General features: G+C 35.4%; 12 protein-coding genes, 3 tRNA genes, 3 rRNA genes and 3 pseudogenes. 6 read left to right on the top strand and 15 right to left on the bottom strand.

Translation table 11 applies throughout. The features are described 5' to 3' along the window. Positions 1 to 201: 201 nt before the first annotated feature. The 5 genes and pseudogenes from AC1RYN_RS07770 to gltB form a co-directional block, all read right to left on the bottom strand. A complete protein-coding gene (locus tag AC1RYN_RS07770) occupies positions 202 to 438 on the bottom strand; it encodes a HEAT repeat domain-containing protein (RefSeq protein ID WP_481806512.1) in 237 nt (78 codons plus the stop codon). A 60-nt stretch (positions 439 to 498) separates the two neighbouring features. Beyond that, on the bottom strand, positions 499 to 885 hold the full coding sequence (locus AC1RYN_RS07775) for a hypothetical protein (RefSeq protein WP_481806513.1): 387 nt from the start codon (positions 883 to 885) through the stop codon (positions 499 to 501). 351 nt (positions 886 to 1,236) lie between these two features. Next, positions 1,237 to 2,458 (bottom strand): annotated as a pseudogene (lysA, locus tag AC1RYN_RS07780) (diaminopimelate decarboxylase). A 282-nt stretch (positions 2,459 to 2,740) separates the two neighbouring features. Further along, positions 2,741 to 4,195 (bottom strand): glutamate synthase subunit beta, encoded by a 1,455-nt coding sequence (locus tag AC1RYN_RS07785; RefSeq protein ID WP_481806514.1) that lies wholly within the window; start codon positions 4,193 to 4,195, stop codon positions 2,741 to 2,743. 83 nt (positions 4,196 to 4,278) lie between these two features. Further along, positions 4,279 to 8,794 (bottom strand): annotated as a pseudogene (gene gltB, locus AC1RYN_RS07790) (glutamate synthase large subunit). A gap of 415 nt (positions 8,795 to 9,209) precedes the next feature. Between gltB and sucC the strand changes: the two are divergent. Then, positions 9,210 to 10,403 (top strand): ADP-forming succinate--CoA ligase subunit beta, encoded by a 1,194-nt coding sequence (sucC, locus tag AC1RYN_RS07795; protein WP_481806515.1) that lies wholly within the window; start codon positions 9,210 to 9,212, stop codon positions 10,401 to 10,403. Positions 10,404 to 10,480: 77 nt separating this feature from the next. Here the strand turns inward: sucC and AC1RYN_RS07800 are convergent. After that, positions 10,481 to 11,304: pseudogene (locus AC1RYN_RS07800) on the bottom strand (DUF5694 domain-containing protein). Between the two features lie 455 nt (positions 11,305 to 11,759). On the opposite strand from AC1RYN_RS07800, the gene AC1RYN_RS07805 reads away from it, so the two are divergent. The 4 genes from AC1RYN_RS07805 to AC1RYN_RS07820 all read left to right on the top strand — a co-directional run bounded on the left by AC1RYN_RS07805 (position 11,760) and on the right by AC1RYN_RS07820 (position 14,894). Then, entirely contained in the window at positions 11,760 to 12,545 is a 786-nt protein-coding gene (locus AC1RYN_RS07805) for a sensor histidine kinase (RefSeq protein ID WP_481806516.1), read from the top strand. A gap of 3 nt (positions 12,546 to 12,548) precedes the next feature. Continuing rightward, a complete protein-coding gene (locus tag AC1RYN_RS07810) occupies positions 12,549 to 13,253 on the top strand; it encodes a LytR/AlgR family response regulator transcription factor (RefSeq protein ID WP_481806517.1) in 705 nt (234 codons plus the stop codon). Positions 13,254 to 13,570: 317 nt separating this feature from the next. Then, on the top strand, positions 13,571 to 13,918 hold the full coding sequence (locus AC1RYN_RS07815) for an ISAon1 family transposase N-terminal region protein (protein ID WP_481806518.1): 348 nt from the start codon (positions 13,571 to 13,573) through the stop codon (positions 13,916 to 13,918). A gap of 40 nt (positions 13,919 to 13,958) precedes the next feature. Further along, on the top strand, positions 13,959 to 14,894 hold the full coding sequence (locus AC1RYN_RS07820; protein WP_481806519.1) for an ISAon1 family transposase: 936 nt from the start codon (positions 13,959 to 13,961) through the stop codon (positions 14,892 to 14,894). A gap of 101 nt (positions 14,895 to 14,995) precedes the next feature. Here the strand turns inward: AC1RYN_RS07820 and rrf are convergent. From rrf to AC1RYN_RS07865, 9 genes are all read right to left on the bottom strand, one after another. After that, a 5S ribosomal RNA gene (gene rrf, locus AC1RYN_RS07825) occupies positions 14,996 to 15,105 on the bottom strand. A gap of 145 nt (positions 15,106 to 15,250) precedes the next feature. Then, positions 15,251 to 18,134: ribosomal RNA gene (locus tag AC1RYN_RS07830) — 23S ribosomal RNA — on the bottom strand. A 133-nt stretch (positions 18,135 to 18,267) separates the two neighbouring features. After that, positions 18,268 to 18,341 (bottom strand) — tRNA-Ala (locus AC1RYN_RS07835). Between the two features lie 142 nt (positions 18,342 to 18,483). Further along, a tRNA-Ile gene (locus AC1RYN_RS07840) sits at positions 18,484 to 18,557 on the bottom strand. A 124-nt stretch (positions 18,558 to 18,681) separates the two neighbouring features. Further along, positions 18,682 to 20,195 (bottom strand): 16S ribosomal RNA (locus AC1RYN_RS07845). Together the 16S, 23S and 5S rRNA genes with 2 tRNA genes alongside form the textbook arrangement of a ribosomal RNA operon. A 1,347-nt stretch (positions 20,196 to 21,542) precedes the next feature. Continuing rightward, positions 21,543 to 21,616: transfer RNA gene (locus AC1RYN_RS07850), tRNA-His, on the bottom strand. Positions 21,617 to 21,691: 75 nt separating this feature from the next. Further along, entirely contained in the window at positions 21,692 to 22,408 is a 717-nt protein-coding gene (gene bshB1 / locus AC1RYN_RS07855; protein WP_481806520.1) for a bacillithiol biosynthesis deacetylase BshB1, read from the bottom strand. 106 nt (positions 22,409 to 22,514) lie between these two features. Beyond that, entirely contained in the window at positions 22,515 to 23,582 is a 1,068-nt protein-coding gene (locus AC1RYN_RS07860; RefSeq protein WP_481806521.1) for a chorismate-binding protein, read from the bottom strand. A gap of 10 nt (positions 23,583 to 23,592) precedes the next feature. After that, positions 23,593 to 24,021, bottom strand: coding sequence for a PaaI family thioesterase (locus AC1RYN_RS07865; RefSeq protein WP_481806522.1), 429 nt, complete (start codon positions 24,019 to 24,021; stop codon positions 23,593 to 23,595). Positions 24,022 to 24,146: 125 nt separating this feature from the next. On the opposite strand from AC1RYN_RS07865, the gene AC1RYN_RS07870 reads away from it, so the two are divergent. Next, complete coding sequence (locus tag AC1RYN_RS07870; protein ID WP_481806523.1) at positions 24,147 to 25,649, top strand: hypothetical protein; 1,503 nt, start codon at positions 24,147 to 24,149, stop codon at positions 25,647 to 25,649. The last annotated feature ends 210 nt before the right edge of the window (positions 25,650 to 25,859 follow it).

Here is a 25,859-nt window from a genome sequence, read left to right on the forward strand (position 1 = left end):
CAATAATTGTTAAAATTCTAATTTTCATGTATCTAATTCTGTGTTTTGCATTGTTAGACTATGTTAAGTCTAATAAATTTCTAGTTTCTAACTAGCTAAAATATAAAAACACTTACAAATTATTTTAAAAACAGCTCTATTAGTTGCCCTTTTTAGATAACAAAAATTACATTAAAAACTAAATCTATTACTTTCTATTCTTTAATTATTGGAATTAATCTTTCCCAATGCAAGTTTAGCTGCATATTTCCCATTTGGCATTGCCGTAGTCTTTAGTTCTATTAATTTCTCTCTTGCTGGCTTATATCTGTGAAAACCTAAAAGCTGTATCGCCCGTTCTTGAATGTACATATTTTCATCATCTAAAAAGGGATAAATATTGGTTTCAATTTCATCATTCAAACTTAAAGCCATAATCATAAATGCTAATTGTTGCATACAATCCTCGTCAGTTTCTATTTTTAGCTTGGTAAAAAGTTCCTCAATAAGCCCACTTCGCTAAGGAAACTCCGCAATCTCTTTTGTCACAGGAAACTCAAAATGGTTTTCATTAAAATCATCAAAATCGAATACATCAAAATTATTTTCAATTGCATCAATAAGATTTGAAATGCTTCTAAACTTTGGCTCTAAATTTAATTCATCATGACACAAATAACAAACCATTCCTTTCATAGTAGTATCAACATATACACACCAATAGTTTGAATTTCCATCAGTCAATATCGCCGTAATGTTTTTATAAACTGGAAATTGGTCAAAATAGCTTTGCATATTATTAAACTCATTATCCTCTAGTATTATAAAACCATCTCTTGATCTAAAATTTTTTAATTTTTCTATTTCATCTTTACTTATTTTAAACTCTTTTAATTTATCTATCATAATTTCATCTATTTTCTTGAGACATCTAACTTTATAGTATATCAATAAATTAATTAATATTTACATATCAGTTTATAGCTAAAATATAAAATAATACTCACAAATTATTAATTAGTTTTCTATTACGCATGAAGGATTACCTCATAATACATTTATTTTTAGATGAGTTCAGTGAGTTTCGCAATTAAACTGGTTGACTAAAGATTACACTCCAATTATGTCTTTTCTGTAAAGACATAATTGCAATGAGGCTTTAACTCTACACTGCCTGACAGTTGGAGTCAATATGAAACAAAAAAATCCCATTCACCTTTCGGGAATGGGATTTCTATAATTGACATTTTTTTTATTTTAAACTGCTGCAGCAACTTCTTGTGGCAACGGAATTTGATTTTTAAGAAGGTCTTCGAATGTTTCGGCTTGGCGAATTAATATTCCTTGACCATTCATCCATAAAACTTCGGCTGGTTTGTATCTTGAATTATAGTTAGAAGCCATTGAGAAACAATATGCTCCTGCATTTCTGAAAGATAAAATATCACCTTCGGTAATTTGTGCGATTCTACGGTTGTTAGCAAACGTATCTGTTTCGCAAATGTATCCTACTACTGAATAAAAACGCTCTTTTCCTTTTGGATTTGAGATGTTTTCGATATGGTGAGAAGATCCATATAACATTGGACGAATTAAGTGGTTAAAACCACTATCGATTCCAGCAAAAACAGTTGATGTTGTTTGTTTTACAACATTTACTTTTGCTAAAAAGAATCCTGCTTCACTCACTAAAAATTTACCTGGTTCGAAAATTAAGGTTAAATCTTTACCATATTCTGCACAGAAAGAGTTGAATCTTTTTGATAATTTCTTACCTAATTCTTCAATATCTGTTTCGATATCATCTTTTTTGTATGGCACTTTGAAACCGCTTCCAAAATCCAAAAACTCTAAATTTTTGAAGTTTTTAGCTGTATCGAATAAGTTCTGCAGCATACAAGAATACTTCGATATCCAAAATATCTGATCCTGTGTGCATGTGAATTCCCACAATACTCATTTTTGTATTTTCAACAATTCGCAATAAATGCGGTATTTGATGTACCGAAATTCCGAATTTACTATCAATATGTCCTACAGAAATATTTGCATTTCCTCCTGCCATTACATGCGGATTAATACGAATACAAACTGGTGTATTTGGATATTTAGTTCCGAATTGCTCCAGAATAGATAAATTGTCAATGTTTATTTGTACACCCATTGCAGCAACTTCTTCAATTTCTTCTAAAGAAACTCCATTTGGTGTATAAAAAATTCTTTCAGGCTCGTATCCAGCATGAAGTCCTAATAATACTTCTTGAATAGATACTGTGTCTAATCCAGACCCCATATCCTTTAACAACTGAAGTATGGCAACATTTGACAAAGCCTTCATGGCATAGTTAATTCTAAGATGTTCTACTTTAGAGAACGCTTTAGTTAACCTGTTGTATTGTGATTGGATTTTTTCAGCATCATACACATATAATGGACTTCCAAATTGGTCTGCTAATTGCAGTAAATCTTTTGATTGCATTGTTAAACTATTTTTGACAAATTTATTACTCTTTTGTATATCCACCAATAAAATGTAAAATAATAACAAATTATAACAATTTGTTTAAAATCAAACAATTTATGCGTTATTTTAAATTTATTTAAAACCCTTTTACTTGCGAAGGTTCTAAGATACTAAGTTACTATCTTTTTTTTATAAAAAACCCCTTAAATAGTAGTGAATTAGTGCCTTATAAACTAAAAGCAGAAACCCTTGAATGCAATTATTCAAGGGTTTCTTTTCGTTGTGTTGTTTGTTGGTTTATAGACTTGGTAAGTCCCCGCTTCCTTTTGTTGGTAAATTTGTAGATCCCATTAAATATAAATCTACTTCTCTTGCTGCCTCACGGCCTTCTGAAATTGCCCAAACAATTAAGGATTGTCCTCTGCGCATATCACCAGCTGTAAAAATATGTGGTACATTAGTTTGATAATTTGTCGCTTTGTAATTGCTTCTCATATCCAACTGCAAACCTAATTGATCGCTTAATGTTTTTTCTGGTCCTGTAAATCCAAGCGCTAATAATGCAAGATCACAAGGCCATATTTTCTCTGAACCTTCTTTTTCGATAAGTTCTGGTCGTTGTCCTGCTGTCATTTTCCATGCTACTTCAACAGTTTTCAAACCTACTAATTCTCCTTTTTCGTTTGCAAGAAACTCTTTGGTGTTAATTAACCAGTTTCTATCACAACCTTCTTCATGAGAAGATGATGTCTTTAACTGCAACGGCCAAAATGGCCAAGGCGTAGATTCGCTTCTTCCAACTGGTGGTTTTGGCAAGATCTCAAAATTAGTAACCGATTTTGCTCCGTGTCTGTTTGAAGTCCCGATACAATCTGATCCTGTATCTCCCCCTCCAATAACAATAACATCTTTGCCTGTAGCTTTTATTTGGTTTGGAATTTCTTCTCCAAATAAAACTTTAGTTTGTTGTGTTAAGAAATCCATTGCCTGAACAACTCCTTTGCTTTCGATTCCTTTTGTTGGCAAGCTTCTTCTTTCAGTTGCTCCTCCACATAAAACAATCGAATCGAATGCATTTAGTTCTTCGATACTATAATCTACCCCAACATTTACATTGGTTTTAAAAACAATTCCTTCAGCTTCTAATATTACTATACGTCTGTCGATAATTCCTTTTTCTAATTTAAAATTAGGAATTCCATAACGCAATAATCCGCCTATTGCATTGTCTCTTTCAAAAACAGTAACTGTATGTCCAGCTCTGTTTAATTGTTGTGCCGCTGCCAAACCTGCAGGACCTGAACCAATAACTGCAACTGTTTTTCCTGTTCTCTTTTTTGGCGGTTGTGGTTTAATCCAACCTTCAGCAAAACCTCTTTCGATAATATTTTTTTCGATATTTTCAATCGCAACTGGTTCTTTGATAATTCCTAACACGCATGATTTCTCACATGGTGCTGGACATAAACGACCTGTAAATTCTGGAAAGTTATTTGTTGATTGCAAAATTTTTAATGCACTCTCCCATTCTTCCTGATGAACCATGTCGTTAAAATCTGGAATTAAATTTCCTAACGGACATGCACTGTGACAAAACGGAATACCACAATCCATACATCTTGAACCTTGTTCTTTAATCTTATCTTTTTCTAAGGTTATCGTAAACTCATTATAGTTTGATATACGCTCCTTAACAGCAATATTACTTTCGTCTGCTCTATTATATTCTTTAAATCCACCTATCTTACCCATGATATTTTTATTAAATTTAGTTGTGAGAAGTGAGTTGAAAAACTCAAACTTAGTACCTCTGCACCTTTGTAACTCAGAACCTTTTAATCAGCTATTAATTCTTCGATTTGCTTTTCCTCTACTATTCTTTGTAATGCCTTTTTATAATCTGTTGGCATTACTTTGATGAAATGTTCCTGTTCGTTTTCCCAGTTTGCCAAAAGTCTTTTTGCCAATGGACTATTTGTGTATAACGAATGGTTCTTGATTAAACGTCTTAACTTGATAAAATCATCTTCTTCTAAAGGATCAAATGCAACCATCTCCATATTACATAAAGTCGAATCGAATCTTTTATCCTTGTCATAAACGTAAGCAACACCACCGCTCATACCCGCAGCAAAATTTCTTCCGGTTTTACCTAAAATAACAACAGTCCCTCCGGTCATATATTCGCAACCGTGATCTCCAATTCCCTCTACAACGGCTGTTGCTCCAGAATTTCTCACACAGAAACGTTCTCCCGCCATACCATTAATGTATGCTTCACCAGTAATAGCTCCATAGAGAGCAACGTTACCAATAATAATATTCTCCTCAGGCTTGAAAGTTGCTGTTGGTGGAAATTTAATAATCAGTTTTCCTCCTGAAAGCCCTTTTCCTAAATAGTCATTACAGTTTCCGTGAATTTTAAATGACAATCCGTTTGTAGCAAATGCTCCAAAACTTTGTCCTGCTGATCCTTCAAAATCAACTAATATCGTATCCTCAGGCAATCCTTGTGCACCATATATTTTTGAAATTTCATTACTTAAAATTGCACCCACTGAACGGTCTGTATTCTTAATTTTGAAATTAACTCTTGTTTTTTCTTTTTTATAAATAGAAGGAATTGCTTCTTTTATAATTGCAAAATCCAATACGTTTTCTAAAGCGTGATCTTGTGTAGTTGTATTGTGATTCGGAACTGTTTTTGCTTTTTCTGGTTTGTAAAGAATCGAAGACAAGTCTAATCCATTTGCTTTATAATGTTTGATAGCTTTGTTCACATTTAATTTCTGTGATTGCCCCACCATTTCTTTTAAAGTTCTGAATCCTAATTGTGCCATGATTTCTCTTAACTCCTCTGCAATCAAATTACGTGAAGTCGTACATGCTCTGGTGTTCCTTTGAAATACTTTTCTAGTTCTGGATCCTGTGTAGCAATACCAACTGGACATGTATTTAAGTGACAAGCTCTCATCATGATACAACCTGAAGCTACAAGCGGAGCAGTTGCAAAACCAAATTCTTCTGCTCCTAATAAAGCTGCAATAGCTACGTCACGGCCTGTTTTTAACTGACCATCACATTCTAAAACCACACGACTTCTTAAATCATTTAAGATTAATGTTTGTTGTGCTTCAGCCAAACCAAGTTCCCAAGGAATACCTGTATGTTGTAAAGATGTTAATGGTGCAGCACCAGTTCCTCCATCGTAACCAGAAATCAAAATCACATCTGCTTTTGCTTTGGCAACACCAGCAGCGATTGTCCCTCTCCAACTTCTGAAACTAATTTTACGTTTACACGCGCTTCACGATTGGCATTTTTTAAATCGAAAATTAATTGTGATAAATCTTCAATAGAATAAATATCATGGTGAGGTGGTGGAGAAATAAGCCCTACATATGGTGTTGAATTTCTAGTTTCAGCAATCCAAGGCACCACTTTTTCACCTGGTAATTGTCCTCCTTCTCCAGGTTTTGCACCTTGAGCCATTTTTATTTGAATCTCTTTGGCATTTGTCAAGTAATTGATCGAAACACCAAATCTTCCTGAAGCAACTTGTTTGATAGCACTATTTCTAGAATCTCCATTAATTTCTTTCTGGAAACGTTTAGGATCTTCTCCTCCCTCTCCTGAAATTACTTTTCCTCCAATTCTATTCATAGCAATTGCTAAATTCTCATGTGCTTCTCTACTAATAGATCCATAAGACATCGCTCCTGTTTTGAATTTTTTCACAATCTCAGTCCAAGGTTCTACTTCATCAATAGAAATTGGATCTAAATTATTGAATTCAAACAACCCTCTAATCGTCATGAGGTTTGAGCTTTGCTCATTGACCATATCTGAATATTCTTTGTAACTTTCAGGACTATTTAAACGGACTGCCTGCTGTAATTTAGCAATAGTCGTTGGATTAAACATATGCTTTTCACCTGATCTTCTCCATCTGTAAATACCTCCAATTTCTAATGGCAATAAATTGGCAATTTTAGAATTTGGAAATGCTTTTTGGTATCTTTTCTTAACTTCTTTTTCTATTTCCATCAAACCGATTCCTTCAATTCGAGATGGTGTGTATGGAAAATATTTAGTTGAAAATGTTTTATTTAATCCTAAGATTTCAAAAATTTGTGCTGCTCTATACGAATGTAATGTAGAGATACCTATTTTATTCATAATCTTAAGAATACCTTTTGCAATAGCTTTATTATAATTAGCAATCGCATAATCGGCTTTTATTCCTGTAATAAAACCTTGCTCAACCTGATTATGAATAATTTCGTTTACCATATAAGGATTAATAGCACTAGCACCATAACCAAATAATAAAGCGAAATGATGTGGCTCACGAGGTTCTGCCGATTCGATTATAATTCCGAATTTAGAACGAACCTGCAAAATATTCAATGAATGATGAACATATGAACAAGCCAACAACATTGGTATTGGTGCTAATTCTTTACTTACTCCTCTATCTGAAAGAATAATAATATTGTGCCCTTCATTTACCGCCTTGTAAGTTGCTTGAACACATTTTTCTAAAGCACGCTCTAATCCATTTACCCCTTTCTCTATTTTATATAAAGTAGAAATAGTTGCTGTTTTGAAATCTGCGTGATCTATATTTTTAATTTTATCTAAATCCTCTTTAGAGATAACTGGATTTTGGATTTTTAATTTTTTACATTGTTTTGATTCAATTTCGAAAATATTAAAATCCCCTCCTACCGCTAAACTGATATCTGTGATAATTTCTTCACGAATACCATCTAAAGGTGGATTAGTTACTTGTGCAAATAATTGTTTGAAGTAATTATACAATAATTGTGGTTGCTCTGACAATACAGCCAATGGTGTATCATTACCCATCGAACTAATCGCTTCGGCACCCTGAGCTCCCATTGGATTAATTATTGTTTTTAAATCTTCGATTGTATAACCAAATAATCTTTGTCTTGTTTCAAAATCGATCTTTTCAACAGGAGTTGGATTATTAGTATATGGTACTTTTGCTAATGGTAATAAGTTATTATTAAGCCATTCTCTATAAGGACGTTTAGTTACAATAGCATTTTTAATCTCATCATCTTCTATAATACGACCTTCATTCATATCAACCAAGAACATTTTTCCTGGCTCTAAACGACCGTGTTGAATTACATCTTCTGGATTAACATCAAGAACACCAATCTCTGATGACATGATTACAAAACCACTTTTTGTTAATGTATAACGAGAAGGACGTAACCCATTTCTATCAAGCAATGCACCAATTACATTTCCATCTGTAAACGGAATCGAAGCTGGACCATCCCAAGGTTCCATGATACATGCATTATATTCATAAAAAGCTTTTTTATCTTCTGACATCGTTTGGTGTTTCTCCCAAGCTTCAGGCACAACCATCATCATAGCTTCTGGTAATGATCTCCCTGTCATTAACAATAATTCAATTACCATATCCATAGAAGCAGAATCTGATTTTCCTTCTAAAATAATAGGAAACAACTTTTTTATATCTTCTCCAAAAATATCACTTTGCATCAATTCTTCACGAGCTCTCATTCTGCTAATGTTACCGCGAAGTGTATTGATTTCACCATTGTGACACATATATCTAAATGGCTGAGCCAACTCCCAAGAAGGGAATGTATTTGTAGAGAAACGTTGATGTACTAACGCCAGACGTGTTACTAAATCAGTATCTTTTAAATCGATAAAATAACCACTAATATCTTCTGGCATCAACAAACCTTTATATATAATTGTTGTTGTAGATAAACTAGAGAAATAAAACATATGACTCTCAGAAGTTTTAGAATTTCTGACAGCATGTTCTGCTATTTTTCTTGCTGCAAATAACTTAGCGTTAAATTGTTGTTCTGTTAGATTCTGCCCGTTTTTGCCAACAAAAACCTGCTTAACAGTCGGTTCTTTTTCTGCTGCAATTTCACCTAAACTATTTACATCAACTGGGACGTCTCTCCAGCCAAGAATAGTAAGGTTCTGTTCTTTTATGGTTGTTTCGAATGCATTAATACAAAATGCAACTTGGTTTTTACTTTTAGGTAAAAAAACCATTCCTACTCCATACTCTCGTGTTTCAGGGATTTCAAAATCACAAACTTTCTTAAAAAAATCATGTGGGATATCAAATAAAATTCCAGCACCGTCTCCAGTTCTTCCATCAGAACTAACTGCACCACGATGTTCCAATTTTATTAAGATATCCAATGCTTTATGAATGATGTCGTTAGACTTAATACCATTCAAATTACAAATAAATCCTGCACCACAATTGTCGTGTTCAAATTCGGGCAGATATAGCCCTTGTTCTTTAACTTTCATTCTTGATATTTTTTTTACAAAAATAAAGATTCTGTTAAACATAATGTATCAAATAAAGCGTATCGCTTACATTTTTATAGTAATATTAGAAAAACAATCCTAAATTATCAATAACATTATTTAACCCACCCCGAATTGCCAAAATCATAATTCGAATTTCATCTTTAGGAACAAAATCCCTGTTATACATCAAAATCTACACTATTTTATGTTAAAACTCAAACGATATAGTGTCTTTAAATTAACATTCCTTACACAATTATTTAACTCAAAATTCTAATTAATTTTAAAGAAATCATAAAGCAAAATAAGTCTTGCTTTTTATTCCAAAAAGATTTCTTTTTAAAGTTGATTTTTGCTATTTTTGTCCCACTTTTATTCTGAAATTAATTCAGAACCAGACAAATTCTATATTATGAACATACACGAATATCAAGGAAAAGAAATTTTAGCTAGTTACGGAGTACGCATTCAACGCGGAATTGTGGCTAATAATGCGGTTGAAGCTGTGGCTGCTGCAAAACAATTAACTGCTGAGACTGGTACAGGATGGCACGTTATTAAAGCACAAATTCACGCAGGTGGACGTGGAAAAGGTGGTGGAGTTAAGTTAGCTAAAAACTTACAACAAGTTGAAGAAATAGCTGAACAAATCATCGGAATGCAATTGATTACACCTCAAACTTCTGCTGAGGGTAAAAAAGTAAATAAAATTTTAGTTGCTGAAGATGTTTACTATCCTGGTGAAAGTGAAACTTCTGAATTTTACGTTTCTGTTTTATTGAATAGAGGTACAGGTCGTAACATGATCATGTATTCTACTGAAGGTGGTATGGATATCGAAGAAGTTGCTGAACACACTCCTCATTTAATTTTTACAGAAGAAGTTGATCCATCTGTAGGATTACAAGGTTTTCAAGCAAGAAGAATTGCCTTTAACTTAGGTCTTTCTGGAAATGCATTTAAAGAAATGGTTAAATTCATTGACTCATTATACAATGCATATATTGGTTCTGATGCTTCTATGTTTGAAATTAATCCAGTTTTAAAAACATCGGATAATAAAATCATGGCTGTAGATGCTAAAGTAAATATCGATGATAATGCTTTATACAGACAAAAGAAATATGCTGAAATGCGTGACATTCGTGAGGAGAACCCAATCGAAGTTGAAGCAAAAGAAGTAGGATTAAACTATGTAGATCTTGACGGTACTGTAGGATGTATGGTAAACGGAGCTGGATTAGCAATGGCTACTATGGATTTAATTAAGTATGCTGGTTTCGAACCTGCAAACTTCCTTGACGTAGGTGGTACTGCTCATGCTAAACGTGTTGAAACTGCTTTCCGTATCATTTTAAAAGACCCAAATGTAAAAGCTATATTAATCAATATCTTTGGAGGAATCGTTCGTTGTGACCGTGTTGCTCAAGGAGTTGTAGATGCTTACAAAAACATGGGAGACGCTATTAAAGTGCCAATCATTGTTCGTTTACAAGGTACAAATGCTGCTATTGCAAAAGAACTAATTGATAATTCTGGAATGCCAATTTTATCAGCTGTTGAATTTCAAGAAGCTGCTGACCAAGTTAAAGCTGCACTTTCTTAATCAAATAAGAAAATAATTATATATAAAAATCCTAAGCATAAGCTTAGGATTTTTTTTTACTTTAGATTACTTACTATCTATTTTAAAATGGTGGACAATTCTATTATTTCAAAATTAGGATCATATTTAACAAATTCTTTTATTATTCCCGCATGACTTGCTCCCAACAAAACCATTATTCTATCATCTTTAGCCTCTATAAGCTTTTGAATTAAAGAATACATATAAAGATTTCTTCGATACCATTCTGAAACCAAATAGGCACCCAAAAATTGTCAATTTTACCAGCTCTATTAGCTATTCCAGTGTACCATTCAAGATCGTTCTTAATTGATTCATTTGAATTTAAATCCAAAAGAAGCTTAGTTAAATTGTATTTCGAAATTTTTTCGTTTTGAGTTTTCTCATAGTTTACCATTTCTATTTCATTACTTTTTAATAAATCCAACTGATTTGCTCCTTTCATCCCTTTCAATAAACTATCATAAGGAAAAGAAGTCTGATTATAATCTATCGCAAAAAGTTTCTTATGCCCCAATTTTTTAGCAGATCTTAATGCTAATTGCACTATTTCATCAGCCTTTTTATTAAGCAAACTGTCTGTATTTTTTGCATAAAACTCATCTAGTTTATCCTGTTTCTTATAATTCCATTCTACAAAAATTTTATTCGGACCAAACTCTACAATTTTATCAGTAATATTTACCAGTTCCTTCTGACTTTTATCTGTCATAACATTAAAAGTATTGACTTTGGCAACGTCAAGTCCAGGATTTGCAAAATGGAAACTTCCAATTAATAAGATTTGCTTCTTCTTAGTTTGAGCAAAAGAACTACTGAATACAACTAAAAAGACAAGCAACAAAGAGATTTTTTTCATGATGATTAATTTTAAATTCATCACAAAAATAGAGTTGCGTTTAAGAAGAATTTTTATTTTTTGACAAACAGTAAATTTCAGATCACAAACGTTTAGAATCTATCCTTAAAAAAATTCATGTACGATTTTCAGCAGTTCATCCAGAGAAATAAAGGTTTTGTATAAATATAATTATCTTTCAAAGTCATAGTTGTATTTTTGAAATAATAAAGTCCTAACTATGAAGCTGAAAATTCCGTTTTACTACCATATCATTCTTTTTTTAGGATTATTTCTACTCTTTAACCTATGGGATTTTGGAATAAACAACCAAAAAATAGAATTCATTTTCAATAAAATCAATTTTTTATTCAATGTGGGTTTTATAGGAGCAATTTTCATCGTTTATCTTCTAAATTTTTACACCTTTTGCAATTGGTTTTTGAATAAGGAAAAAAATATTCCTGTATTTAATAAGCATCCCTATTTCATTACTAATGTTCGCAGGGGTACGCTACTTTTTACAAGAAGTCATTGTTTTTCAAATTACAGGGATTCATAATTATGCCGAAACAACAAGAAAAATAACATACTACATTCGGGATAATTTTTTCTTTGGATTACCAGCTGTAATTCTGAGCTCTTTAATCTTTTTAATTTGGCAGTTTCAAGAAACACAAAAACAAAACCAAGAGTTACTCTTAGAGAATAAAAAAGCAGAGTTCCAAATGCTAAAATCTCAAGTAAGTCCGCATTTCCTATTTAATACTTTAAATTCATTTTACAGTCAATTAATAGGTAAAGATGATGAAATAGCTTCAGATGTTTTAGTACTTTCCGATTTACTTCGTTATGTTATTACAGAAACAGACAAAGATGAAGCAATACTGTCCAAAGAAATTCAATTCATTCAGAACTATATACATTTACAGAAAAAACGATTTGAAGATCAGTTGTATTTAGATTTTACTATTGAAGGAAATTATTCAAATGAAAAAATTATTTCATCAGCCTTAATTCATTTTGTAGAGAATGTTTTTAAACATGGAAAATTCAATACCGAGCAAGAAAAAGCTGTTATTACAATCAAAATAAAAGAAGACTTTTTAGAGATCTTAACTTTTAATCATATCGTTGAAGGCGAGAATTATTCTTCAACTGGGATAGGTTTTGATAATTTAACAAAAAGATTAGAATACATGTATAAAAGTAAATTTATACTTGAAAAAACTGAAGAAAATAATACCTTTAAAACCTACTTAAAAATACCTCTAAAAAAATAATTTATGGCTTTTAAATGCATAATTGTTGATGATGAACCACCTGCAACACGTATTCTGGAAAATTACATTAGTAAAGTTCATTTTCTTGAAAAAACTGCTGTTTTTAATAATTCATTAAAAGCATTAGAATTTTTAAACACACAAGCAGTTGATGTTATTTTTTTAGACATACAAATGCCTCAATTAACAGGCTTACAGATTTCAAAAATAATTTCAAAAGATATAAAAGTTATTTTTACAACTGCATATCCAGATTTTGCTTTAGAAGGATTTGAATTGAATGCCGTTGATTACTTACTGAAACCCATTGCTTTTGAACGTTTTTATCAAGCAGTTTCTAAATTAAATTCCAATTCAAAAACAGAAACCTCAAACAATAACTCTTCTGATTTTATTTTTATAAAAACTGACGGTAAAAATAAATTTCATAAGTTATTTTTAGATGATATTTTATATATAGAAAGTCTACAGAATTATGTTTGCATTCATACCGCAAAACAACAAATTGTCACACATTCATCTTTAAAAAATATAATAGAATCACTTCCAGGAAATAATTTTATTCAGATACATAAATCATATGTAATTTCCCTTAAACAAATCGAATCAACAGATAGCTTATCAGTTTTCATCAATGCAAAAGAATTACCCATTGGAGCTACTTATAAGGATTCATTTTTTGAACAAATTGACAAGAACAGAGTTTAATACATCAATAAACACTTCATCCAATACATATACATTTATTCCATCAAACAATCATTGAAGCACGAGTAGACCAATTCAGAGCATTAATCTTTAAATCGAGGAATACAATTAAAATTAGGAATCAAAATCAATGATTTGACATTTAACTGCACGTTTACTCATTGAAAAAAATATCGTTTCTGAAAGTAATGTCATTAAATTACAAAGCAATAAAGATAATTTAGTTTATAAATTAATATAATTTTAAAAGGATCAAGAACAAAACCTGGGGAGAAATGTCAAAATAAAATTAGAAATTTGCAATCTAAGAATTTGATATGACTCCTATAGATCTTTTAAAATTTATGCTTCCTGATTTTTTAGTAGAACATTTTGAAGTAGTTTCTACCAGTCACACGGAAGAAGTATTACATCTCTATTTTGAAGAAAAAATAAAGCCGCCACAAGAGTTTAATTCATTTGAACTGGTGTCCAAAGGTTTTCTCGATGAGATTACCATTCAGGATTTTCCTCTAAGAGGCAAGTTTGTGTATTTACATATCAAAAGACGTCGTTGGACTAATAAAAGCACCGGAGAAATTATCAAAAGAGACTGGACTTTAGTAGCCAAAGGAACGCGCATGACTCAAGAGTTTGCGGCTTTTTTAAAAGAAATTAATCGATAATAGCCCTACAGATTGCCATACCATCGGAGGCTTCTTTGGAGTGGACGGTAAAAAACTTCAAAGGCAATACAAAAAACACCTAAGTTCCTTTACTAACTGGGCTCCACGCGAACATGCGCACCAGTGGATTGTTTACCCTGAAAATATGGGTACACATTTATCCATTGACGAAGTAGCGTTGTCCCAGGGTGAACTTTATACCATTTTAACCAATAAGAAATTCAAAGGTAAAAAAGGTTCTTTAGTAGCTATTGTTGCCGGAACCAAAGCTGAACAAGTTATAGAACATATCTGTAAAATCGATCAGAGCAAGAGATCCTTTGTCAAGGAAATAACACTTGATATGGCTAATTCTATGAAATTAATCTCAAAGAGATGCTTTCCTAAAGCCATACAAGTCACCGACAGATTCCATGTCCAAAAATTAGCCTTGGAAGCATTACAAGAAATTAGAATCAAGCATCGATGGGAAGCAATGGATTTTGAAAATCAATTGATCATACAGGCAAAATCAGAAAACAAAACATACATCCCCCAGCTTTTGCCCAACGGAGATTCTGTAAAACAGCTATTAGCCAGAAGCAGGTATCTGCTTTATAAATCTCGTGAAAAATGGACGCAAAACCAAAAAGAAAGAGCACATATGATATTTGAATTATATCCTGATATAAAAACAGCTTACAATCTAAATCAACAACTTCGAGGAATTTACAATAACAATAATGACAAACATATTGCCATAACCAAATTGGCACATTGGTATAAAAATGTAGAGGAATCAGGTTTTAAAAACTTTAATATTTTGCTCAATACCATAACTTTCAATTACCAATCAATATTAAACTATTTTGATAATAGAAGTACAAATGCTTCAGCAGAATCTTTTAATGCAAAAATAAAAGCATTTAGATCTCAATTTAGAGGAGTGAGAAATGTAGATTTCTTTTTATTCAGATTGTCTAATCTTTTTGCTTAATCCCCAACTTTTGCACCTGATCCATTCTTATGAAGGAATCATGCTAAAAAGTTATTGCGACAAAAAAAAATCCTCATCAAATTCATGATGAGGATTTTAAAGAAAGGCGACGACATACTCTCCCACATAACTGCAGTACCATCTGCGCAGGCGGGCTTAACTTCTCTGTTCGGGATGGGAAGAGGTGAGCCCCGCCGCAATAACCACCTTAAGGTCGTTAGTTGCTTTAGGCAACTTTTTAATTGTTAATTATAAATTATTAATTATCAATTAAAGAATATCTTAACACACTGAGATAAAGAAACATAAAACAATTTAGAAAGTTTCTCCCCCACACCGTAGTGTGGGGAAAAGGTGTACATAAGCTTACGGATTATTAGTACTACTCGACTATGACATTACTGCCTTTACATCTATAGCCTATCAACGTGGTCATCTCCCACGATCCTTAAAAGAAATCTCATCTTGTGGTGGGTTTCGCGCTTATATGCTTTCAGCGCTTATCCCTTCCAAACGTAGCTACTCTGCGGTGCTCCTGGCGGAACAACAGATACACTAGAGGTTTGTCCAATTCGGTCCTCTCGTACTAGAATCAGATCCACTCAAATTTCTTGCGCCCACAGTAGATAGAGACCGAACTGTCTCACGACGTTCTGAACCCAGCTCGCGTGCCACTTTAATGGGCGAACAGCCCAACCCTTGGGACCTTCTCCAGCCCCAGGATGTGACGAGCCGACATCGAGGTGCCAAACCCCCCCGTCGATATGAGCTCTTGGGGGAGATCAGCCTGTTATCCCCGGCGTACCTTTTATCCTTTGAGCGATGGCCCTTCCATGCGGAACCACCGGATCACTATGCTCTACTTTCGTACCTGATCGACCTGTATGTCTCTCAGTCAAGCTCCCTTATGCCATTGCACTCTACGCACGGTTACCAAGCGTACTGAGGGAACCTTTAGAAGCCTCCGTTACTCTTTTGGAGGCGACCACCCCAGTCAAACTACCCACCAAGCAATGTCCCCCGCATAACGGGGTTAGGCCTCAGATAAACAAAGGGTTGTATTTCAACAATGACTCCACAACGCCTAGCGACGCCACTTCACAGTCTCCAACCTATCCTACACATCATTTATCCAAGGTCAATACTAAGCTATAGTAAAGGTGCACAGGGTCTTTTCGTCCCACTGCGGGTAAGCGGCATCTTCACCGCTACTACAATTTCACCGAGCTCATGGCTGAGACAGTGTCCAGATCGTTACACCATTCGTGCAGGTCGGAACTTACCCGACAAGGAATTTCGCTACCTTAGGACCGTTATAGTTACGGCCGCCGTTTACTGGGGCTTCAATTCAATGCTTCTCCGAAGATAACATCTCCTCTTAACCTTCCAGCACCGGGCAGGTGTCAGGCCCTATACTTCATCTTACGATTTTGCAGAGCCCTGTGTTTTTGATAAACAGTCGCCTGGACCTCTTCACTGCGGCCAGCATTGCTGCTGGCGACCTTTCTCCCGAAGTTACAGGTCTATTTTGCCTAATTCCTTAGCCATGAATCTCTCGAGCACCTTAGGATTCTCTCCTCAACTACCTGTGTCGGTTTACGGTACTGGTACTAATTACCTGAAGTTTAGAGGTTTTTCTTGGAAGCCCTTAGGCGCACTATCTCTTCAACCGAAGTCTCCGAGTACTATCGTATTTCCCCAAAATCTGTGGATTTGCCTGCAGATCTTATAGGTAGGTACTTCAACGAACTATTCCGTCAGTTCGCGGCGCTTTCATCACTCCGTCACCCCATCACAGTAATTAGTAGTACGGGAATATTAACCCGTTAGCCATCGACTGTCCCTTTCGGGTTCGCCTTAGGACCAGACTAACCCACAGCTGATTAGCATAGCTGTGGAAACCTTAGTTTTTCGGTGTGCGGGTTTCTCGCCCGCATTATCGTTACTTATGCCTACATTTTCTTTTCTAACCAGTCCAGCATGCCTTACGACACACCTTCAACCCTGTTAGAATGCTCCCCTACCACTTACAGTAAACTGTAAATCCATAGCTTCGGTAATATGTTTATGCCCGATTATTATCCATGCTCGTCCGCTCGACTAGTGAGCTGTTACGCACTCTTTAAATGAATGGCTGCTTCCAAGCCAACATCCTAGCTGTCTGGGCAGACAAACCTCGTTCTTTCAACTTAACATATATTTGGGGACCTTAGCTGATGGTCTGGGTTCTTTCCCTCTCGGACTTGGACCTTAGCACCCAAGCCCTCACTGTTGTGAAACATTATATAGCATTCGGAGTTTGTCAGGAATTGGTAGGCGGTGAAGCCCCCGCATCCAATCAGTAGCTCTACCTCTATATAACTTTATGCACAACGCTGCACCTAAATGCATTTCGGGGAGTACGAGCTATTTCCGAGTTTGATTGGCCTTTCACCCCTACCCACAGGTCATCCGAAGACTTTTCAACGTCAACCGGTTCGGTCCTCCACTGTGTGTTACCACAGCTTCAACCTGCCCATGGGTAGATCACACGGTTTCGCGTCTAACACTACTGACTAAAGCGCCCTATTCAGACTCGCTTTCGCTACGGATCCGTGGCTTAACCACTTATCCTTGCCAGCAACGTTAACTCGTAGGCTCATTATGCAAAAGGCACGCCGTCACCCCACGAAAGGGCTCCGACCGCTTGTAAGCGTATGGTTTCAGGATCTATTTCACTCCGTTATTCACGGTTCTTTTCACCTTTCCCTCACGGTACTGGTTCACTATCGGTCTCTCAGGAGTATTTAGCCTTAGCGGATGGTCCCGCCAAATTCAGACAGGATTTCACGTGTCCCGCCCTACTCAGGATACCACTATCATTTACACTCATTACCTATACGGGACTATCACCCTCTTTGGTTCTACTTTCCAGTAGATTCTAATTCTTTGTGCAACAAATATCGTGGTCCTACAACCCCAACATTGCCGTAACAACATTGGTTTGGGCTAATCCGCGTTCGCTCGCCACTACTTACGGAATCACTTTTGTTTTCTTCTCCTCCGCCTACTTAGATGTTTCAGTTCAGCGGGTTTGCCCACCTATCGGTGTACTATGTCTTCAACATAGTGGGTTGCCCCATTCAGGTATTTACGGATCAAGTCGTGTGTGCCGATCCCCGTAACTTTTCGCAGCTTATCACGCCTTTCATCGCCTCTGAGAGCCAAGGCATCCCCCATACGCCCTTATTTTGCTTATTGTACCAATCATAATTTAATATGACCGTTTTTTTTTGTTTTTATTATCACTAATAAAAACGCTTTCTACTTTTTATTATTTTCTTATCTCAATATGTCAATGAACTTTTATCGCACCCTTGTAGGGATTGATCTGTGGAGAATAACGGAGTCGAACCGTTGACCTCCTGCGTGCAAGGCAGGCGCTCTAGCCAGCTGAGCTAATCCCCCAAATTTTAGTAATGAGTTATTAGTTATGAGTTATGAATTTTCAGCTCATAAGGTCTCAACCCTAGAATTTCCTTTTTAAATAATTCAGTCTTTTTAATTTATAATTTACAATTCATAATTTATAATTTATAACTTTAAAAAGTAGTCCCGGGCAGACTCGAACTGCCGACCCCTACATTATCAGTGTAGTACTCTAACCAGCTGAGCTACGAGACTCTGTTTTTACTTAAATTTATTATTTGAACTAACAGCAGAGTAATATAATCTATAGAAATGAAACCTTTAATATCTTTCGTCTTCTTTCCCCAACGTGCATAAATGCTAACATATAGGGCTCTAGAAAGGAGGTGTTCCAGCCGCACCTTCCGGTACGGCTACCTTGTTACGACTTAGCCCTAGTTACCAGTTTTACCCTAGGCAGCTCCTTGCGGTCACCGACTTCAGGCACCCCCAGCTTCCATGGCTTGACGGGCGGTGTGTACAAGGCCCGGGAACGTATTCACCGGATCATGGCTGATATCCGATTACTAGCGATTCCAGCTTCACGGAGTCGAGTTGCAGACTCCGATCCGAACTGTGACCGGTTTTATAGATTCGCTCCTGGTCGCCCAGTGGCTGCTCTCTGTACCGGCCATTGTAGCACGTGTGTAGCCCAAGGCGTAAGGGCCGTGATGATTTGACGTCATCCCCACCTTCCTCACAGTTTGCACTGGCAGTCTTGTTAGAGTTCCCGACATGACTCGCTGGCAACTAACAACAGGGGTTGCGCTCGTTATAGGACTTAACCTGACACCTCACGGCACGAGCTGACGACAACCATGCAGCACCTTGTAATTTGTCTTGCGAAAAATCTGTTTCCAAATCGGTCAAACTACATTTAAGCCTTGGTAAGGTTCCTCGCGTATCATCGAATTAAACCACATGCTCCACCGCTTGTGCGGGCCCCCGTCAATTCCTTTGAGTTTCATTCTTGCGAACGTACTCCCCAGGTGGGATACTTATCACTTTCGCTTAGCCACTGAGATTGCTCCCAACAGCTAGTATCCATCGTTTACGGCGTGGACTACCAGGGTATCTAATCCTGTTCGCTACCCACGCTTTCGTCCATCAGCGTCAATATATTAGTAGTAACCTGCCTTCGCAATTGGTATTCCATGTAATCTCTAAGCATTTCACCGCTACACTACATATTCTAGTTACTTCCTAATAATTCAAGTTTAACAGTATCAATGGCCGTTCCACCGTTGAGCGATGGGCTTTCACCACTGACTTATTAAACCGCCTACGGACCCTTTAAACCCAATGATTCCGGATAACGCTTGGATCCTCCGTATTACCGCGGCTGCTGGCACGGAGTTAGCCGATCCTTATTCTTACAGTACCGTCAAGCTGGTTCACGAACCAGGGTTTCTTCCTGTATAAAAGCAGTTTACAATCCATAGGACCGTCATCCTGCACGCGGCATGGCTGGATCAGGCTTGCGCCCATTGTCCAATATTCCTCACTGCTGCCTCCCGTAGGAGTCTGGTCCGTGTCTCAGTACCAGTGTGGGGGATCTCCCTCTCAGGACCCCTACCCATCGTAGCCTTGGTAAGCCGTTACCTTACCAACTAGCTAATGGGACGCATGCTCATCTTTTACCGTTGTGACTTTAATTATAAAATGATGCCATTTCATAATACTATGAGGTATTAATCCAAATTTCTCTGGGCTATCCCTCTGTAAAAGGTAGATTGCATACGCGTTACGCACCCGTGCGCCGGTCTCTGCTCCCGAAGAAGCATACCCCTCGACTTGCATGTGTTAAGCCTGCCGCTAGCGTTCATCCTGAGCCAGGATCAAACTCTTCATCGTATATTTTTATATTATATTGCGACTTCAGATTCTATCGGTTATATTCAAATCTTGCGATTCTATTACTCTTTATTCTTTGTTTTGAAATCTCTTTCAAAACGGCTGTCAATTCAATATGTCTAAGAACTTGTCTACTTATTTTTTGTGTCGCTTGTTTCTCAAAGCGGGTGCAAAAGTAAGGAACTCCTTTTTAACTGGCAAGATTTTTTTGAAGTTTTTTTTAAGAAATTTTCTTTCTCGTTTTCTTCGTTTTTCTTAGCAGCATGTCAAGGAACTTCCGTTGTTTTGCGGGGTGCAAATGTAACTTTCGTTTTCCAAACTCACAAGCTTTTTTTAAATCTTTTTAGAAAATAAATTTTCTACTTTAATTCGTTTGCTTGTCAGTATTTTAAAGAACGTTTGTCGTTGTTGCGGGTGCAAAACTACCACCTTTTTCTAGATAAACAATACTTTTTAATCGCATTTTTAAACTTATTTTATCTTTATTTCTTAATGCATTGATAACTTTGATTTTACAACTTAGCGATTTTTATGTTTTATGAGGTTTTTCTTCGGGGTAGCATCCTCTTTCCTTGTTTTTGCTATGTTTCTCGCAAAGACACAAAGGCGCAACGCTATGTTATTATTGTCGTTGAATTTATATAGCGCTTTACCCTGTTTCTACCCCTCCTAGCCCTGATAGCAGTGGAAATCCTTGCCCTTTTTTCTTTAGAAAGGGCAAGATTGAAACGGATAGCAGGTAATAGCTCCTCAAAAAACCTCTCCTATATAGTATAGTCGTATATTACTCCTATATATATAAGGACATAAAATAAGCGACTACTATATAATAACCACTTACAAATAACTTCTACTCTAATTCCAATTCAACAAGACATACTTCTAAACCCAATTACCCCAAGTCTCAACTAGATTGTTTCAATCCTATTTCACATAAAGAAGACACAATCAAAACATCAACCCAACCCAAATAAAACTCACAGATCAACCACTACTACACAATCCACATACCCAATATTTAATCACCACCTCCATTAATAAAAATAACTCACCCTCTTCTCTTATCCAACTTGATACTGATGACACAAAACAAATCATCCAATCTTTTTGAATAATCCCTAACTTTTTCGTTTGATCCAAACAAAAGCTTTTAGATCTCAATTTAAGGGAGTGAGAAATGTAGATTTCTTTTTATTCAGATTGTCTAATCTTTTTGCCTAATACCCAACTTTTGCACCTGATCCCTTTTGCACCTGATCCGTTTGATCCCTTTTACACCTGATCCATTTTCACGAAACTTTATTCCACAAAAAAAGCCTCGAATAAATTCGAGGCTTTTGCTTCTTGGGTGGATGACCGGGTTCGAACCGGCGACCCTCGGTACCACAAACCGATGCTCTAACCAGCTGAGCTACAACCACCATTTGCTTAGCGGTGGCAAAGATACTACTAAAGTTCACTTCTACAAACAAAAAAGCGAAAAAATTTCATCTTTTTTATAACAAATTTCCTAAACTATTGATAGCCAAACATCTTTCAACAGTGAAACCTTCTGCAAAATCAACCCCAACTAACCTTCCTAAGTCTTGCGCACGATAATTTAAGCTTTCAAGGAAGTTCTTACTCGTTATCGGAGTAGCCGGTTCTTTAGAATTCGCATCATAAAACTGTGATCCATACGCTAAAATTGATTCTATTTTCTTTTCAGTGAATCCTGTAATGTCCACCACAAAGTCTGGCTCTATATTTTTCCACTGAATATAATGATACACAACCTTAGGACGCCATGCTGTTTGTTGCTGTCCATTAAGAATAGTTTCTATCTTCATTAACCCAGATAAAAAACAAGCATCAGAAACCAATTTACTCCCTTTTCCATGATCTATATGGCGATCATCGATTGCATTACATAATACAATCTCTGGTTTGTACTTACGAATCATTTTTATAACCTCTAATTGATGCGCCTCGTCATTTACAAAAAAACCATCTCGCATTGCTAAATTCTCACGCACAGAAACACCTAATATATTTGCAGCTGCAGCGGCTTCAAGATCTCTAAGCTCAGCTGATCCACGCGTTCCTAACTCTCCTCTAGTTAAATCAACAATCCCTACTTTTTTCCCTAAAGAAATCTCTTTTAATATTGTACCAGCACAACCCAATTCTACATCATCTGGATGTGCTCCAAAAGCTAATATATCTAATTTCATCTTCTATTTATTTGTTTGTTTCAAGTTTTCTTTGTTTCAAGTTCCATTGCGAGTGAATTCTACAACTGAATACTGTGACTAAATACCACAACTGAAAACTAATTTTTTATTTTATGTTCAGAACCCTTTTCATCGTCATTGATTTATTCACACTTTCCTCCCACTCGTTTTCAGGAATACTTTCTTTTGTAATTCCGCATCCCATATATAAAACAGCTTCCGCATTACGTAGCTGCATACTTCGTAAATTCACAAATAAATCCGAGCTTATCGAGTCAGATGCAAAACTGCTATTTAGTTCACCCAAAAATCCAGTATAAAAAGTTCTATCGTAATTTTCGTTTTCCAGAATAAATGCTCTCGATTTCTTTTTAGGATAACCACAAACAGCAGGTGTTGGATGTAATAAATCAATCACTTCATCTAAACTCGAATTAATCTTTAATGCTCCTGAAATATCTGTCTTTATATGCCAGATACTCCCTGCATTTGCACTATAAGGTTCCGTAACTTCAACTGAAGAGGCTACGTCCTGCAATCTTTTTATAATAAAATCAGTAACATATTGCTGTTCGTCTTTTTCTTTTTGATGCCAAACAACTTCTGATACCAAAGCAGCTTTCTGAGTTCCCGCCAAAGCTGTTGTTTCAAAAGCATTCCCATTTGCTTTAAGCAATTGTTCTGGCGTTGCTCCCATCCACAAACCAATTTCAGGATGATAAAAGCAATACGCTAATGTTGTGGGGTATAAATTTGCCAGATTCTGAAAAGTCTCAATAAAATCAAAGTCATTCAAAGGAACAATTTCACTACGAGATAAAACTACTTTTTTGAATTCATCATTCACAATTGCGTTAACACCGTTCTGTACTAATATTTCAAATTGTTCTTTAGCTTCAACATCAAAATTTAAATCAACAATATCTACTAGGCTTATTGATTTTCGTTCTAATTCACTAGTACAAATTTCAGATTCATTTTCAGGAATAAGAACAATTTGATTTTTATCAAAAGAAGCAAACACAAATCCTTTTTCTTTATAGTCAACAACTTTATGCAACGTATTATTTTGTTGTAACAAAGCTATGATTGCGTCCGATTTTGGTTTCTTATAAAGCACAAAAGGCAAAAGCTGCTCTTTGTGCTTTTTTATTTTAGAAAAAAATTGATTCATGATTTCCAGATTACTTTTTTTGTCTATCCAAAACCATATTCGTCAATTTACACAACGAAACTAAATTACCTTCTTCATCCGTAATTTTAATTTCCCAAAGATGCAAACTTCTTCCTTTATGAATAATTCGTGCTGTTCCGTAAACGAATCCTTCACGAATACTTTTTAAATGATTAGCCGAAATTTCGATTCCACGCACTTCTTGTAATTCTGGATTTATATAAAAAAATGATGCTGCACTGCCTACACTTTCTGCTAGTGCTACAGAAGCACCTCCGTGTAACAACCCCATTGGTTGATGAACCGATGGATTTACTGGCATTTTTGCTACTAAAAAATCTTCTCCCGCATCTACATATTCAATTTTCAACGTTTGCATCAAGGTATTTTGTGAAAATTGATTGCAACGTTCCAATATTTGTTCTTTACTAAAATTCATTTGTTTGGCTTTAAAATGTAAAATTAAATAAAAGATAAGTCACAAAACAGGAAATACAATTCTAAATTAAAAATCATACGTTAATCGAATTACTTTTTTGCTATTTTTACATAAATTCTAATCAAATGCGTACTTTTTTTTTACTATTTACTATCGGAATACTTTTAGCAACAAGCTCATGTCGAAGTGATTTCGAAACCGTTGCCAGTACTGGAGATTTAGTTTTCTCAAAAGACACCGTTTATTTAGATACCGTTTTTACCAACATTGGCTCAAGTACATACCAGCTAAAAGTGTACAATCAAGGAAAAAAAGACATTACCATCCCAACAATCAAACTAAGTAAAGGATTAAGCTCGAAATACAGAATGACCGTTGACGGAATGCACGGAACAGAGGGAAAGATCTTTAATGATGTAACACTTTTAGCAAAAGACAGCATGTATATTTTTATAGAAACAACTGCTGCAATTGCTGATGCAAACCCAACCGATTTTTTATACACCGACCAAATTCAATTTGATAGTGGTGCAAATCTTCAAAATGTAGAATTAGTAACACTAATTAAAGATGCGACTTTTTTATATCCAAAAAGATCCTCTGATGGAACTACAGAAACATTACCAATCAATGGTAAAGAAGTAGAAGGCTTTTACTTAGAGGATTCTGAATTACAATTTACAAGCCAAAAAGCATATGTGATATATGGCTATGCAGCTGTTCCTGAAGGAAAAACCGTTACGTTTGACCCAGGCGCAAGGGTTTATTTTCATGCAAACTCAGGTTTATTGGTTAGTAAAAACGCAAGTCTTAATGTAAATGGCGCACTATCTTCAACAGAAAAATTAGAGAAAGAAGTCATTTTCGAAGGAGATCGCCTAGAACCTTTATATTCGGATATCCCTGGACAATGGGGAACTATATGGCTCGCCAATGGAAGCACAAACAACACAATCAATCATTTAACCATTAAAAATGCAACTACAGGATTGTTTATAGAAAATAGTGATCAAACGACTGTAAGCATTAAAAATACACAAATTTACAACTCAGTAAATCATGGTATTTTGGCCGAAAATGGAAGAATAAAGGGTGAAAACATTGTAATAAACCGCGCAGGATTATCGAGTTTAGCCTGTTTGTATGGTGGAAATTATGAATTCACACATTGTACATTTAATAACAACTGGCAAAGTTCTCTGCAAAGTGCAGTTGCTTTAAGTAATACTCTTGCGGGTGCAACTCCTGAATCTAAAGATTTAGTAAAAGCAACTTTCAATAACTGTATAATTTACGGCTCAAATACTAACGAATTATCATTAGACAAAAAAAACAGTTCGGCTTTTGTATACCAATTTAATAATTCTTTAATCAAGTATAGCAGTACAAGTACAAATCCAGATTATCAGTTTGATAAAGATCCCCAGCATTACAATGGGATTATACTAAATCAAGATCCAAAATTTTATAAAGTTTCTCAAAATAAATTTAATATCGATACCAATTCTGGTGCTTTCGCAAAAGGAAACCAGACCTATAACATTTCGCTAGATATCATAGGGAATACTAGAACTTCTCCACCCGATTTAGGAGCTTATCAAAGTATGCCCTTTCCAAAATCGAAATAAAATCGAAACAGTTATTTATCTTTATTAAAAAGACTTGGCATCTCTGCGACTTAGTGAGAAATAAATTGAACATGTAAAACCTACCTTTTTTATAATGACTAGCAAAGGCGCTAAGACGCAAAGCTTTCTTTAAAACAAACCTTTAAAACTTGGCGAGCTACTAATCGTGATTCTTCCTTCGTCAGAAAGACAATATTGAGAAAAATGAGA

Source organism: Flavobacterium sp. TC780 (assembly GCF_056783245.1).